This window comes from Streptomyces sp. NBC_01275, from assembly GCF_026340655.1.
GTDB lineage: Bacteria > Actinomycetota > Actinomycetes > Streptomycetales > Streptomycetaceae > Streptomyces.
Genome location: NZ_JAPEOZ010000001.1, coordinates 3,651,433 through 3,664,413 on the forward strand (window position 1 = coordinate 3,651,433; position 12,981 = coordinate 3,664,413).

Here is a 12,981-nt window from a genome sequence, read left to right on the forward strand (position 1 = left end):
CTACGAGCTCTGGCCGCCGGGCACTACGGTCTCCCGTCCGGGCGGCGGCACGGGGGCGTCGGAGCTGCCGGAGGCCCGTGAGCCGTCGCCCATGGCGGACAGCATCCTCGCGATCACCGCCTCGATGTCCGGCTCGCGCACCGACAGGTCGAGCAGCGGGTACTCCGCGGCGATCCGCGCCACCAGCGGGGCCGCCGACGCCGACGCCGGGAACGCCAGCCACTGCCGGGGCCCGTCCACCTTGACCACCCGGGCCGCCGGGCCCGCCTCGATCGGCGGCAGCTCCCGCTCCAGGTCCACCACCAGGGTCCGCTCCCCTTCGCCCGCCTCGTGCAGTCCGGCGAGACCCCCGTCGTAGACGAGTCGCCCGTGGTCGATGACCATCACCCGGGAGCAGAGCTGTTCGATGTCCTGGAGGTCGTGGGTGGTCAGCAGGACCGTCGTGCCGCGCTCGGCGTTCAGCTCGCGCAGGAACTCCCGCACCCGGGCCTTGGAGACGACGTCCAGGCCGATCGTCGGCTCGTCGAGGTAGAGCACCTCGGGGTCGTGCAGCAGGGCCGCCGTGATGTCCCCGCGCATCCGCTGACCGAGCGAGAGCTGCCGTACGGGCACGTCCAACAGGGAGGACAGGTCGAGGAGTTCGACCAGGCGGTCGAGGTTCTCGCGGTAACGGGCGTCCGGGATGCGGTACATGCGGTGCATCAGCCGGTAGGAGTCGATGAGAGGAAGGTCCCACCACAGCGTCGTACGCTGCCCGAACACCACCCCGATCCGGTGCGCCAGCCGGGTCCGCTCCCGGGACGGGTCGATGCCCGCCACCCGCAGCCGGCCGCCGCTCGGCACCAGGATCCCGGTCAGCATCTTGATCGTCGTCGACTTCCCGGCTCCGTTCGGCCCGATGTAGCCGACCATCTCGCCGCGCGCCACCCGGAAGGAGATCGAGTCGACCGCCCGCACCTGCCGCCGCTCCCGCTTCAGGAAACCGGTCTTCCTGCGCACGTCGAAGACCTTCTCGACGCGGTCGAGTTCGATGAACGCCGACTCCGACTCCCCGGCCGTCCCCGGCTCCGCCTCCGCGGCCATCCCTGGCCCCCTCTCCGTGGCCGTCCCCGGCTCCCTCTCCATGGCCGTCCCCGACTCCTTCAACTCCCCGTGCTCCGATACGACCGCAGTCCCGCCCGCCACGCCAGCCCGGCCAGCGCACAGCTCGCCACCGCCACCAACGGCGGCGCGAAAGCCGTCCACTCGGGCAGGCCCAGCGGATACGGCCGCCCCAACACATAGGCCGCGGGCACCCAGTTGACGAACGCCAGCGGCAGCACGAAGGTCACCCCCCGCACCAGCTCCTTGCCGAACACGGTCGGCGGATACTGCAACAGCGTCTGCCCGCCGTACGTGAACGCGGACTGCGCCTCCGCCGAGTCCTGCGCCACGAACTGGAAGGCCGCGCCCGCCACGAACACCGCGCCGAAGATCGCCCCGCCGCTGACCACCGTCACCGGCAGCAACAACAGCTTGGGCACGGTCCAGTCGACGTCCACGTTCGCCAGCGCGTACCCGAGCACCAGCGCGCCCTGGGTGATCCTGCCGAGGCGGCGCAGCGCGAACCGGTCCGCGGCCATCTGCGCGAGCACCGGCGCGGGACGCACCAGGAGAACGTCCAGGGTGCCGTCGCGCAGCCGTCGGCCCAGCCGGTCCATCGAGCCGATCGCCAGGTCGGCCAGGCCGAAGGCGGTCGCGGACAGGCCGTAGAGCAGGGCCACCTCGGGCAGCGCGTAGCCGCCGAGCGCGTCGACCCGCGAGAACATCAGCAAGATCGCGACAAAGTCCAGCCCGGTCACCAGCAGCGCGCCGAACGCGGTGATCGCGAAGGAGACCCGGTAGGCCATGGTGGAGCGGATCCACATCCCGGCGATGAGTCCGTAGGCGCGCAGCCCCTCCGCCGCCCGGCCGTATGCGGTCACGCGGCCGTCGCCGCACTCGGTCACCCGGGCAGGGCCGTACGCGGTCACCTGGTCGCAGCCGTGCTCAGCCACCCTGGACCACCACCCGGCGCGTCGCGGCCGACTGCAGCAGCCGGCCCGCCGCCAGCAGCGCCACCGCCCACCCGGCCTGGAAGGCGAACGTCGGCAACGGGTCCGCCTTCCCCATCAGCACGTCCGCGGGCATCTGGAGCAGCGCCGACCAGGGCAGCGCGCGGACGATCTCGCCGAGCGCGCCCGGGAAGACGTTCAGCGGCAGGGTCATCCCCGAGCAGAAGATCCCGGTGACCATCAGCGTCTGGAGCACACCGGTGCCGTCCAGCAGCCAGAACGCGCTCAGCGCCGCCAGATAGCGGATCCCGAAGCTGACGACCATCGCCAGCAGGACCGCCGTGAGACAGGCCAGCCAGGTCAGTGGATCGTCGGGCAGCGCAGTGGGGAAGAACAGCACGCCGAAGGCGAAGGGGATCACCCCGCGGCCCAGCAGCTGGAACAGCGCCCGGCCCAAGTCCGTCGCCAGCCACCACAGTTGGAGGTCGGCCGGCCGGTACAGGTCCACGGCGACCTCGCCCGTGCGGATGCGCTCCATGAGGTCGGCCTCGAAACCGCCGCCCTGGATCGCCAGCGTCGCGTACAGCGCCTGCCCCAGCCACACATAGGTGACGGCCTGCGCCTGGTCGTAGCCCCCGAGCTGGGGCCGCTCGTCCCACAACGCCAGATATGTGTAGACGAGGATCAGGCCGAAAACGGTGTTGGTGAACACCCCCGCGGCCGTGGCCGCCCGATAGGTCGCGTACCTTCTGAAACCCCCCGCTGCGACGGCCGCGTACAACCGCGCCGAACCCACGGCAACCGTCCTCTCCGCCTCTGCGACGCCCGATCCGCCTTTAGACACCGAAGCGCAGGAGCCTAGTCCTGCGCCGCCGTCGGGTGCCAACCGTTTTCCGGGCACGACGTGTGACGGAACGCGCGCCGATTGTCGGGAACGGAACGCTTGGTGCGAGAGTCTTCATCAGGGGGCGCAGAAGGCGTTTGAGGTGTATGAGGCCGTACGGGAACGTACGACGCGAATCAGGAGTCCGAGCAACACATGAGTGACGAGCCGCAGCCGCAGCAGCCGACCAAGGGCCCGGCAGCCACAGAGCCCGAGGAAGGCGGCAAGCCCGAGGAGAGCGGCAACCCCCCCGAGGCAGGCGGCACGGACGACAGCGGCCGAGAGGCGAGCAGCCCGGAAGCGAGCAGCCGGGAGGCGAGCAGCCGGGATTCAGGCGGCCCGGAGGCGAGCAGCCGAGAGGCGAGCAGCCAGCAGGAGAACCGCCGGGAGGCGAACGGCCCCGAGCAAAGCGGCCGGGAGACGAGCGGCGCGAAGGCGAACGGCCAGGAGACGAACGGCCCGGGGCACAGCGGCCCGGGGCACAGGGGCCAGGAGGCCGGCAGCCCGGAGGCCGGCAGCCCGGAGCGCAACCGCCCGGAGGCAAGCGGCCCGCGGGTGGGCGGCCAGGAGGAGAGCGGTATGGCGGAGGGCGGCAAGAAGGGCAAGCGGCCCAAGCGCACGGGCTTGCGACGACTGCTGCCCACCTGGCGGATGGTGCTCGGCGCCTTCGTCTTCGGCGTCGCGGTCCTCGCCGGCCTGTTCTTCCTCGGCTACTCCATGGTCGAGATCCCGCCGGCCAACGCGCTCGCCACCAAGCAGAGCAACGTCTACCTCTACGCCGACGGCACCGAGATCGCCCGCGACGGCGAGGTCAACCGGGAGAACGTCACCCTCGCCCAGATCTCCAAGGACGCCCAGCACGCCGTACTGGCCGCCGAGGACCGCGACTTCTACTCCGAGTCCGCCATCGACCCCAAGGCTATGCTCCGCGCCGGCTGGAACACCGCCACCGGCAAGGGCAAGCAGTCCGGCTCCACGATCACCCAGCAGTACGTGAAGAACTACTACCTCGCGCAGGAGCAGACGGTCACGCGCAAGGTGAAGGAGTTCTTCATCTCGATCAAGCTGGACCACACCGAGTCCAAGGACCAGATCCTCGAGGGCTACCTCAACACCAGCTACTTCGGCCGCAACGCCTACGGCATGCAGGCCGCCGCCCAGGCCTACTACGGCGTCGACGCCGCCGAACTCACCCCCGCCCAGGGCGCCTACCTCGCCGCACTGCTCAACGCGCCCAGCGAGTACGACGTGATCGCCCACCCCGAGAACAAGTCGGCCGCCGAGGCCCGCTGGAACTACGTCCTCGACGGCATGGTCACCAAGGGCTGGCTGAGCGAGGCCAAGCGCACCGGCATGAAGTTCCCGACGCCGAAGGAGACGTCCGGCGCCGACACCGGGATGTCCGGACAGCGCGGCTACATCGTCCAGGCGATCAAGGACTACCTCAAGGACAACAAGATCGTCACCTCCGACGAGCTGGAGGCCGGCGGCTACCGCATCACCACCAGCCTGGAGAAGAAGAAGCAGGACGCCTTCGTCGACGCCGTCAACGACAAGCTGATGGACAAGCTCGACAAGAAGAACCGCAAGGTCGACACCTACGTCCGCGCGGGCGGCGCGGCCGTCGACCCGAAGACCGGCAAAGTCCTCGCGATGTACGGCGGCATCGACTACGTCAAGCAGTACACGAACAACGCCACCCGCCAGGACTTCCAGGTCGGCTCCACCTTCAAGCCGTTCGTCTTCACCTCGGCCGTCGAGAACGACTCCGAGACCAATGACGGCCGGCTGATCACCCCGAACACGATCTACGACGGCACCAACAGGCGTCCCGTGCAGGGCTGGAGCGGCGGCGCGTACGCCCCCGAGAACGAGGACAGCGTCAACTACGGCGACATCAGCGTGCGCACCGCCACCGACAAGTCGGTGAACTCGGTGTACGCGCAGATGGCCGTCGACGTCGGCCCCACGAAGGTCAAGCAGACCGCGATCGAGCTCGGCCTGCCCACCGACACCCCCGACCTCCAGCCCTACCCCTCCATCGCGCTGGGCACGGCCACCGCCAGCGTCCTGGACATGGCGGAGGCCTACGCCACCCTCGCCAACCACGGCCGGCACGGCGTGTACACCCTGGTCGACAAGGTCACCAAGGACGGCGCCGACGTCGTCGACCTGCCCGAGCGCAAGGCCTCCCAGGTCGTCAGCCGCGAGTCCGCCGACACCACGACCTCCGTCCTGCAGAGCGTCGTCGAGAACGGCACCGCCACCGCCGCCCAGGCCGCGGGCCGCCCCGCCGCCGGCAAGACCGGCACCGCCGAGGAGGACACGGCGGCCTGGTTCGCCGGCTACACCCCCGACCTCGCCACGGTCGTCGCGGTGATGGGCCAGGACCCGGTGACGGCCGCCCACAAGTCCCTCAACGGCGTGATGGGCCTGCCCCGCATCAACGGAGGCGGCGCGCCCACCGAGATCTGGGCCCAGTTCACCGAGAACGCCCTGAAGGGCACCCCGGCGAACGACTTCAGCCTCCAGCTCCAGGACGGCGCCGAGGAGTCCGCGTACCCCTCCGCCCCCGCCGACGACGAAACCAGCGACGCCCCCAGCGACGACGCCACGACCGGCGACGCCGACCAGGGCCAGACCCAGGGACAGACCCAGGGCGGCACGACCGACGGGGGCGCCACCGGCGGCACGACCACCACGGGCGGCACGACGACCACGGACGGCGGCACCACCACCGGCACCACCACCACCGACGGCGGCACCACCACGGACGGCGGCACCACCACCGGCACCACCACCGACGGCGGCGCCACCGACGGAGGGACGACGACCGACGGCACCACGAGCTCGGGCACCACGGGCGGTACGACGGGCACGACCACCGGCACCAGCACAGGACCCCAGCTCACCAGCCGCAGAGCCACAGGTCAGTGACCCGAGGTCGCCTTGAGCCCCACCACGGCGACCAGCAGCAGACACACGAAGAAGATCCGGGCGGCGGTCGCCGGCTCCCCCAGCGCCGCCATGCCGTACACCGCCGCCCCGGCCGCCCCGACGCCCACCCACACGCCGTACGCGGTGCCGATGGGCAGGGTGCGGGCCGCCTGCGACAGCAGCAGCATGCTGGCGACGATGCCGCCGCCGGTGAGCAGACTGGGGACGAGCCGGGTGAATCCGTGGGTGTACGGGGGTCTGGGGGTGTCCCCCAGTTCAACACAGCAGGCCGATGGACCAGCCGACCTCGAGCAGACCGGCGAGAAGAAGCAGAACCCAGGCCATGACGGCACCTCCGGGACGGGAACTCAAGACGTGGACTGACGGCGTTGAGTCGTCTTTGCCTGCGTCCCGGTACGGCGCGTCTCGTCGGGTTCCTCACCAACGTAGCAAAGAGCAGGAAAACAGGTGGGCAGGAGAAAGGGGCTGGTGACAACGGTCACCAGCCCCTTTTACTGCGCTGAACTACAGGTACAGGCCCGTCGTGTCCTCCGAGCCCTCGAAGCGGTCCGCGGCGACGGCGTGCAGGTCGCGCTCGCGCATCAGCACGTAGGCGACGCCCCGCACCTCCACCTCGGCGCGGTCCTCCGGGTCGTACAGCACCCGGTCGCCCGGCTCCACGGTCCGTACGTTCTGCCCCACGGCGACGACCGCCGCCCACGCCAGACGCCGGCCCACGGCCGCCGTGGCGGGGATCAGGATGCCGCCGCCGGAGCGCCGCTCGCCCTCGCCGGTCTCCTGCCGCACGAGCACGCGGTCGTGCAGCATCCGGATGGGCAGCTTGTCGTGCTGGGGGGCGCTGTGGTCGCTTCTGTTACCGCTCACGCCTCGAACCTACCTGTCTCAGCCCCGCGAGAGATCCGCCGGGTCAGCTCTTGCGCCGCCGCGCGCCGAACGCGAGGAGCCCGACCAGCCCTACGGCGACCAGCGCCACCGGCACGATCCGCTCCAGGCGGGGCGCGCCCTCCTCGTCCACGAACTGCGCCCTCACATCGCTGACGACCCGGTTGACCTGGACGTAGGCCTTGCCGAGCGTGTGGTCGACATTGGCGACGACCTTGGCCTTGGCGTCCCCGACGATGGTCTTGGGATGCACCCGCACCCCGATCTCGTCCAAGGTCTCCGCCAGCACGTTTCGGCGGGCCCTGATGTCCGCCTCGATCTGCGCCGGGGTTCTGGTGTCCGACGTCTCCGCCACGGTACGGCCTCCGAAGTCAGCTGATGCCTGTTGCTGGGTTGCTGATGCCTGTTCTGGACAGTCTGTCAGCTCCAGCCGCGCCCGCACTGTCAGGACCCCCGGTTACGCTGGACCGATGAGCGAGCGACTCGAGCCCGGGGACGTGGCCCCCGCCTTCACCCTCCCCGACGCCGACGGCAACGAGGTGTCCCTGTCGGACCACAAAGGCCGCAAGGTCATCGTCTACTTCTACCCCGCGGCCCTCACCCCCGGCTGCACGAAGCAGGCCTGCGACTTCACCGACAATCTGGAACTGCTGACCGGCGCCGGGTACGACGTCCTGGGCATCTCCCCGGACAGCCCCGAGAAGCTGGGCAAGTTCCGCGACAAGGAGTCCCTGAAGGTGACCCTCCTCGCGGACCCCGACAAGAAGGTCCTCGACGCGTACGGCGCCTTCGGCGAGAAGAAGAACTACGGCAAGACGTACCTGGGCGTCATCCGCTCCACGATCGTCGTGGACGAGGAGGGCAAGGTCGAACGGGCCCTGTACAACGTCCGCGCGACGGGCCACGTAGCGAAGATCATCAAGGACCTGGGGATCTGAAACCCGTCTCCGCCGGCTGACGGTCCACGTCGGAGTGCCCCGACGTGGACCGCTTTACGTTTCGGGCGTGACTGTCCGATAAGCGGTTCGTTACTCCGTACGGGCTGCGAACGGGCGGCCGGGGAACGGAGGGGGTTTCGATGGGGGCGAGCGCATACACCAGGGAACGACTGGAGGAGGCGGCTCGGGGCGCTCGGACGTTGTCGGAGGCGTTGGGGAGGCTCGGAGTGGAACCGGGGAGTTCGACGCGGGGCTATGTCCGGGAGCGAATGAGGAAGCTCGGGGTGGATACGTCGCACTTCGAGCGGGAGGGGGTGAAGTGGACGAGGGAGGTCCTGGAGTCGGCGGCGGCCGCCTCGACGAACATGTGCGAGGTGTTGCGGCATCTCGGACTTGAGGTCGTCGGCGGCCACCACACGCACATCAGCCGCCGGTCAAGGCGTACGGGATCGACACGTCGCATTTTCAGGGGCCGACCCGGCGCGGTAAACCGTGGCGTCCTCGGACACCTGAGGGGCTGCTCGTCGAGCAGCCTCGCGGAGCCGCCCGGCGCATCCCGAGCGATCGCCTGAAGTGGGCGATGACCGCCGTCGGCGTACTGGAACAGTGCGGTCTGTGTGGGATCGAAGCAGCATGGCAAGGACATCCACTGCCGCTGGAGGTCGATCACATCGATGGCAACTGGCGCGACAACCGTATGGAGAACCTGCGGTTCCTGTGTCCCAACTGCCATTCGACAACCGATAGTTACCGTGGACGCGGCAAGGGGCGCGCGTCATGAGCAGGGGTGCGAGGACGGTACCTGCCAGGCCGGCCGCCGAGGATTTGCGCCGCGCGGTCGAGGAGGCGACTTCCATCGCGGGTGCGCTCCGCGCTATGGGAATGGAGCCCTACAACAGCAAGCTGCGCACCCTGCTCCGCCATTGGGTCGAGGAGGAGGGGCTCGACACCTCCCACTTCTTGGGCCAAGCACACCAGCGGGGAGGGCCGGGCACTGTGCCGTTCCGGTGCGCTGCGGACATCCTGGTCCAGCACGACGGCAGTCGCCGGACGAGAACCCATCTCCTGCGTCGGGCGCTCATGGAGGTGGGCCGACCGGAGCAGTGCGCAGGCTGCCAGATCGGCCCCGAGTGGCTCGGCAAGCCCATGACCCTGGAGGTCGATCACATCAACGGGGACTGGAGCGACGACCGGCAGGAGAACCTGCGGTTGCTGTGCCCCAACTGTCACGCGATCACGAGTACGTGGTGTCGAGGAGGAGCGCGAAAGTCCGCGTAACCGAGCCCCGCGCGACCGGTAGCATGTCGGCTGCGCGGTCGTGGCGAAATGGCATACGCGAGGGCCTTAGGAGCCCTTGGGTGAAAACCCGTGTGGGTTCGAATCCCACCGGCCGCACAGCCCCGCACCTTGGATTCAAAGGTGCGGGGCTTTTCCGTTGGCTCAGCCCAGCAGCTCCCGCACCACCGGCACCAATCCCCGAAACGCCTTCCCCCGGTGACTGATCGCGTTCTTCTCCGCCGCCGACAACTCCGCGCAGGTCCGTGTCTCGCCCTCCGGCTGGAGGATCGGGTCGTAGCCGAAGCCGTTCGTGCCGGTGGGGGTGTGGCGGAGTACGCCCGTGAGGCGGCCCTCGACCACGCGTTCCGTGCCGTCCGGGAGGGCCAGGGCCGCGGCGCAGGCGAAGTGCGCGCCGCGGTGTTCGTCGGCGATGTCGGACAGTTGGGCCAGGAGGAGGTCCAGGTTGGCCCTGTCGTCGCCGTGGGCGCCGGACCAGCGGGCCGAGAAGATGCCCGGGGCGCCGTTGAGGACGTCGACGCAGAGGCCCGAGTCGTCGGCGACCGCCGGGAGGCCGGTGGCCTGGGCGAGGGCGTGGGCCTTCAGCAGGGCGTTCTCGGCGAACGTCACGCCGGTTTCCTTGACGTCGGGGACGTCGGGGTAGGCGTCCGCGCCGACGAGGTCGTGGGGCAGACCTGCGTCGGCGAGGATCGACCTCAGTTCGGTGATCTTTCCGGCGTTACGGGTGGCGAGGATCAGGCGGGTCATGCGCCCAGTATCCCCATCCCCACATTCCTCCCGGAGCCCGTTACGGCGTGCAGACCTTCGTCAGTTCGCCCGCCGCGTCCGTGACCGGGCTGAGGTCGGGGGTGTTGTCGCCGTTGTCGACGGCCTTGCGGACGTTGGAGACGGCTTTCTGGAGGTCGTCGACCGCCTTGTTGACGTCGGCGTTGTCGGTCTTGTCGCCGATCTTGTCGAGGTTGTTCTCGATGGAGGTGAGCGACTCCTGCGTCTGCGTCGGGTCGTTCGCCGCGTTCTCCACGGCCTGCTGGAGGTCGGTGACGCTGTCGGCGATCGCGTCGGCGGTCTGCACGCAGTCCAGCGCCTTGTTGACGGCGTCGCAGCCGGTGGCGGTCAGCCCCACGGTCAGCGCGACGGCTGCGACCGCCGCCGCGACGGCGCTGCGGCGGCCTCGGCCCCGACCTCGGCCCTGGCGTCGGCTCACGGGCACGTGCTCGGCCATCTCGGCCATGACTGTGTTCCTCCCTCGTCAGGCCCCAGGAGGCCCCCCGTCGATGCACCCCGTCGATGCACCGCGTCGATGCGCTCCGTGCCGGCACTGTGCTGGTGCACGGTGCCGATGTGCCGCCTCGACGCACTGCGTTACTGCCCAAGACGCCGCGAACGGCGGCGGGGTTGCCCCCGCACGGCGCCGCCCTTGGCGTGCTCTTTACTTTTCCAGGACCGTATCAAGTGCCGTGCGCTGTAGCACAGCGAGTTCCGTGCAGCCGGAAACCGCCAGGTCCAGCAGGGAGTTGAGCTCCTCGCGGGCGAACGGCTCGGCCTCGGCGGTGCCCTGGACCTCGACGAAGCGGCCGTCGCCGGTGCAGACGACGTTCATGTCGGTCTCGGCGCGGACGTCCTCCTCGTAGCAGAGGTCGAGCAGGGGGACTCCGCCCACGATGCCCACCGACACCGCGGACACCGTGCCGGTGAGCGGCTGGCGGCCGGCCCTGATCAGCTTCCTGCCCTGGGCCCAGGTGATCGCGTCGGCGAGGGCGACGTACGCGCCGGTGATGGCGGCCGTGCGGGTGCCGCCGTCGGCCTGCAGGACGTCGCAGTCCAGGACGATGGTGTTCTCGCCCAGCGCCTTGTAGTCGATCACCGCGCGCAGGGAGCGGCCGATGAGGCGGGAGATCTCGTGGGTGCGGCCGCCGATCTTGCCGCGTACGGACTCGCGGTCGCCGCGGGTGTTGGTGGCGCGGGGCAGCATGGAGTACTCCGCGGTGACCCAGCCCTCGCCGCTGCCCTTGCGCCAGCGAGGGACGCCCTCGGTGACGGAGGCGGTGCAGAAGACCTTCGTGTCGCCGAAGGAGACGAGGACGGAGCCCTCGGCGTGCTTGCTCCAGCCTCGTTCGATGGTGACGGGGCGGAGCTGTTCGGGGGTTCGGCCGTCGATGCGTGACATGGCGCTGAGCCTAGCGTCACCTGCGGAAGGGGCCCCTCCCGCGCCGGAAAGGGCCCCTGAAGAGTGAGCGCCCGGCCAGGGGGCGCGGGGCTCACCTCGCGTCGCTCACATCATGTCTTCGATCTCCGCCGCGATCGGGTCGGCGTCCGTGCCGATGACGACCTGGATGGCGGTGCCCATCTTGACGACGCCGTGGGCGCCGGCGGCCTTCAGGGCGGAGTCGTCGACCAGCGAGGGGTCGGAGACCTCGGTGCGCAGGCGGGTGATGCAGCCCTCGATCTCTTCGATGTTGTCGATGCCACCGAGCCCGGCGACGATCTTCTCAGCCTTGCTGGCCATGTTCCGTCTCCCTGAAATCCCTGCTGCGAACCGACGCGAGCCCCGATATGAACCGCTCTGTCGCAGTAACCCACAGTTGGACCAACTTCGCTAGCGATTGCGTTGCATGTAACGAAAGATGACGTCACGGCAACACATCGTCGTAGCTGGTCTACACCACCTGACAGGCGGTCGCCAAACCATGAGTGCCGAGCTCGGGATCAGCCCCGCACGCCGGCGCTGGAACACCGCGTTCCAGGGCCTGCAGAAGATGGGTCGCAGTCTGCAGCTCCCGATCGCCGTCCTGCCGGCCGCCGGCATCCTCACCCGGCTCGGCCAGCCGGACGTGTTCGGGGACGACGGGCTGGGGTGGACGGACGTCTCCAAGGTGATGGTGGGCGCGGGCGGTGCGCTGCTCGACGGCTCGCTCGGTCTCCCCCTGCTGTTCTGCGTGGGCGTCGCGATCGGCATGGCGAAGAAGGCCGACGGGTCCACCGCGCTCGCGGCCGTCGCGGGCTTCCTCGTCTACTTCAACGTGCTGCGCCAGTTCCCCGACGACTGCGCGGAGGGCTCGAAGCCGGTCGCCACGGGCTGTGTGGTGACGGACGGGACGGTGACGGCGTTCACCTACGAGAACCCGGGGGTCTTCGGCGGCATCGTCATCGGTCTGATGGCCGCGTTCTTCTGGGCCCGCTACCACCGCACCAAGCTGGTCGACTGGCTCGGCTTCTTCAACGGCCGCCGACTCGTGCCGATCATCATGGCGTTCGCGGCGATCGCCTTCGCGGCCCTGTGCCTGTGGATCTGGCCGCCGATCGGCGACGGACTGGAGAGCTTCAGCGACTGGCTGAGCGACGCGGGCTCCTGGGGCGCGGGCGTCTTCGGCGTCGCCAACCGCGCACTGCTGGTCATCGGCCTGCACCAGTTCCTGAACGTGCCCATCTGGTTCCAGTTCGGCAGCTACACCAAGCCGGACGGGACCGTGGTGCACGGCGACATCAACATGTTCCTGGCGGGCGACCCGAGCGCGGGGCAGTTCACGTCGGGCTTCTTCCCGATCATGATGTTCGCGCTGCCCGCGGCCGCGCTCGCCATCACCCACTGCGCCCGGCCGAGCCGCCGCAAGGAGGTGGGCGGGCTGATGACGTCGGTGGCGCTGACGTCGTTCGTCACCGGCATCACCGAGCCGATCGAGTACTCGTTCCTGTTCGTCGCGCCCCTGCTGTACGCGGTGCACGCGCTGTTGACCGGCGTCTCGATGGCGGTGACCTGGGGGCTCGGGGTGCACGACGGCTTCAGCTTCTCCGCCGGGCTCATCGACTACGTCATCAACTGGAACCTCGCGACGCGCCCCTGGGCGATCGTCCCGATCGGGCTGTGCTTCGCCGCCGTCTACTACGTCGTGTTCCGCTTCGCGATCACCAGGTTCGATCTGAAGACTCCGGGGCGCGAGCCGGAGGGCGAGCACGAGGACGTCACCAAGGCCTGAACCGCTCCCGCTTCGGG

13 protein-coding genes, 1 tRNA gene, 2 pseudogenes and 1 riboswitch are annotated in these 12,981 nt (G+C 69.7%); of the genes and pseudogenes, 6 read left to right on the plus strand and 10 right to left on the minus strand.

Annotated features, from left to right (window positions below; genetic code table 11):
* From OG562_RS15985 to OG562_RS15995, 3 genes are all read right to left on the minus strand, one after another.
* Positions 1 to 1,083, minus strand: a complete 1,083-nt coding sequence (locus OG562_RS15985; protein WP_266397963.1) for an ATP-binding cassette domain-containing protein — start codon at positions 1,081 to 1,083, stop codon at positions 1 to 3.
* Positions 1,084 to 1,142: 59 nt separating this feature from the next.
* Positions 1,143 to 1,907: an ABC transporter permease gene (locus OG562_RS15990; protein WP_266409287.1), complete on the minus strand. Its 765-nt coding sequence runs from the start codon at positions 1,905 to 1,907 to the stop codon at positions 1,143 to 1,145.
* 121 nt (positions 1,908 to 2,028) lie between these two features.
* Positions 2,029 to 2,829: an ABC-2 family transporter protein gene (locus tag OG562_RS15995; protein ID WP_266397965.1), complete on the minus strand. Its 801-nt coding sequence runs from the start codon at positions 2,827 to 2,829 to the stop codon at positions 2,029 to 2,031.
* Positions 2,830 to 3,495: 666 nt separating this feature from the next.
* Between OG562_RS15995 and OG562_RS16000 the strand changes: the two genes are divergently transcribed.
* Positions 3,496 to 5,853, plus strand: coding sequence for a transglycosylase domain-containing protein (locus OG562_RS16000; protein WP_266409288.1), 2,358 nt, complete (start codon positions 3,496 to 3,498; stop codon positions 5,851 to 5,853).
* Here the strand turns inward: OG562_RS16000 and OG562_RS16005 are convergent.
* From OG562_RS16005 to OG562_RS16015, 3 genes and pseudogenes are all read right to left on the minus strand, one after another.
* Positions 5,847 to 6,198 (minus strand): annotated as a pseudogene (locus tag OG562_RS16005) (multidrug efflux SMR transporter). The gene OG562_RS16000 and the pseudogene OG562_RS16005 sit on opposite strands and share 7 nt — an antisense overlap.
* 43 nt (positions 6,199 to 6,241) lie before the next feature.
* Positions 6,242 to 6,314: riboswitch (guanidine-III (ykkC-III) riboswitch) on the minus strand.
* Between the two features lie 64 nt (positions 6,315 to 6,378).
* Positions 6,379 to 6,681: a co-chaperone GroES gene (locus tag OG562_RS16010; RefSeq protein ID WP_266409289.1), complete on the minus strand. Its 303-nt coding sequence runs from the start codon at positions 6,679 to 6,681 to the stop codon at positions 6,379 to 6,381.
* Positions 6,682 to 6,781: 100 nt separating this feature from the next.
* Positions 6,782 to 7,111, minus strand: a complete 330-nt coding sequence (locus OG562_RS16015) for a DUF3618 domain-containing protein (protein WP_266397967.1) — start codon at positions 7,109 to 7,111, stop codon at positions 6,782 to 6,784.
* 115 nt (positions 7,112 to 7,226) lie between these two features.
* Between OG562_RS16015 and bcp the strand changes: the two genes are divergently transcribed.
* The 4 genes and pseudogenes from bcp (at position 7,227) to OG562_RS16035 (ending at position 9,089) form a co-directional block, all read left to right on the plus strand.
* On the plus strand, positions 7,227 to 7,694 hold the full coding sequence (gene bcp / locus OG562_RS16020; protein ID WP_266397969.1) for a thioredoxin-dependent thiol peroxidase: 468 nt from the start codon (positions 7,227 to 7,229) through the stop codon (positions 7,692 to 7,694).
* A 140-nt stretch (positions 7,695 to 7,834) separates the two neighbouring features.
* Positions 7,835 to 8,475: pseudogene (locus OG562_RS16025) on the plus strand (HNH endonuclease signature motif containing protein).
* Between the two features lie 95 nt (positions 8,476 to 8,570).
* On the plus strand, positions 8,571 to 8,972 hold the full coding sequence (locus OG562_RS16030; protein WP_323187517.1) for an HNH endonuclease signature motif containing protein: 402 nt from the start codon (positions 8,571 to 8,573) through the stop codon (positions 8,970 to 8,972).
* A 34-nt stretch (positions 8,973 to 9,006) separates the two neighbouring features.
* Positions 9,007 to 9,089 (plus strand) — tRNA-Leu (locus OG562_RS16035).
* Between the two features lie 45 nt (positions 9,090 to 9,134).
* Here the strand turns inward: OG562_RS16035 and rdgB are convergent.
* The 4 genes from rdgB to OG562_RS16055 form a co-directional block, all read right to left on the minus strand.
* Positions 9,135 to 9,737, minus strand: a complete 603-nt coding sequence (gene rdgB / locus OG562_RS16040; RefSeq protein WP_266397972.1) for an RdgB/HAM1 family non-canonical purine NTP pyrophosphatase — start codon at positions 9,735 to 9,737, stop codon at positions 9,135 to 9,137.
* A gap of 40 nt (positions 9,738 to 9,777) precedes the next feature.
* Positions 9,778 to 10,212 carry a hypothetical protein gene (locus tag OG562_RS16045; protein WP_266409290.1) on the minus strand — a complete coding sequence of 145 codons (435 nt, stop codon included), beginning with the start codon at positions 10,210 to 10,212 and terminating at the stop codon, positions 9,778 to 9,780.
* A gap of 207 nt (positions 10,213 to 10,419) precedes the next feature.
* Positions 10,420 to 11,157 carry a ribonuclease PH gene (gene rph / locus OG562_RS16050; RefSeq protein ID WP_266397975.1) on the minus strand — a complete coding sequence of 246 codons (738 nt, stop codon included), beginning with the start codon at positions 11,155 to 11,157 and terminating at the stop codon, positions 10,420 to 10,422.
* A 105-nt stretch (positions 11,158 to 11,262) separates the two neighbouring features.
* Positions 11,263 to 11,496 carry a glucose PTS transporter subunit EIIB gene (locus OG562_RS16055; RefSeq protein ID WP_037888512.1) on the minus strand — a complete coding sequence of 78 codons (234 nt, stop codon included), beginning with the start codon at positions 11,494 to 11,496 and terminating at the stop codon, positions 11,263 to 11,265.
* A gap of 181 nt (positions 11,497 to 11,677) precedes the next feature.
* On the opposite strand from OG562_RS16055, the gene OG562_RS16060 reads away from it, so the two are divergent.
* On the plus strand, positions 11,678 to 12,964 hold the full coding sequence (locus OG562_RS16060; RefSeq protein WP_266397980.1) for a PTS transporter subunit EIIC: 1,287 nt from the start codon (positions 11,678 to 11,680) through the stop codon (positions 12,962 to 12,964).
* Positions 12,965 to 12,981: the final 17 nt, after the last annotated feature.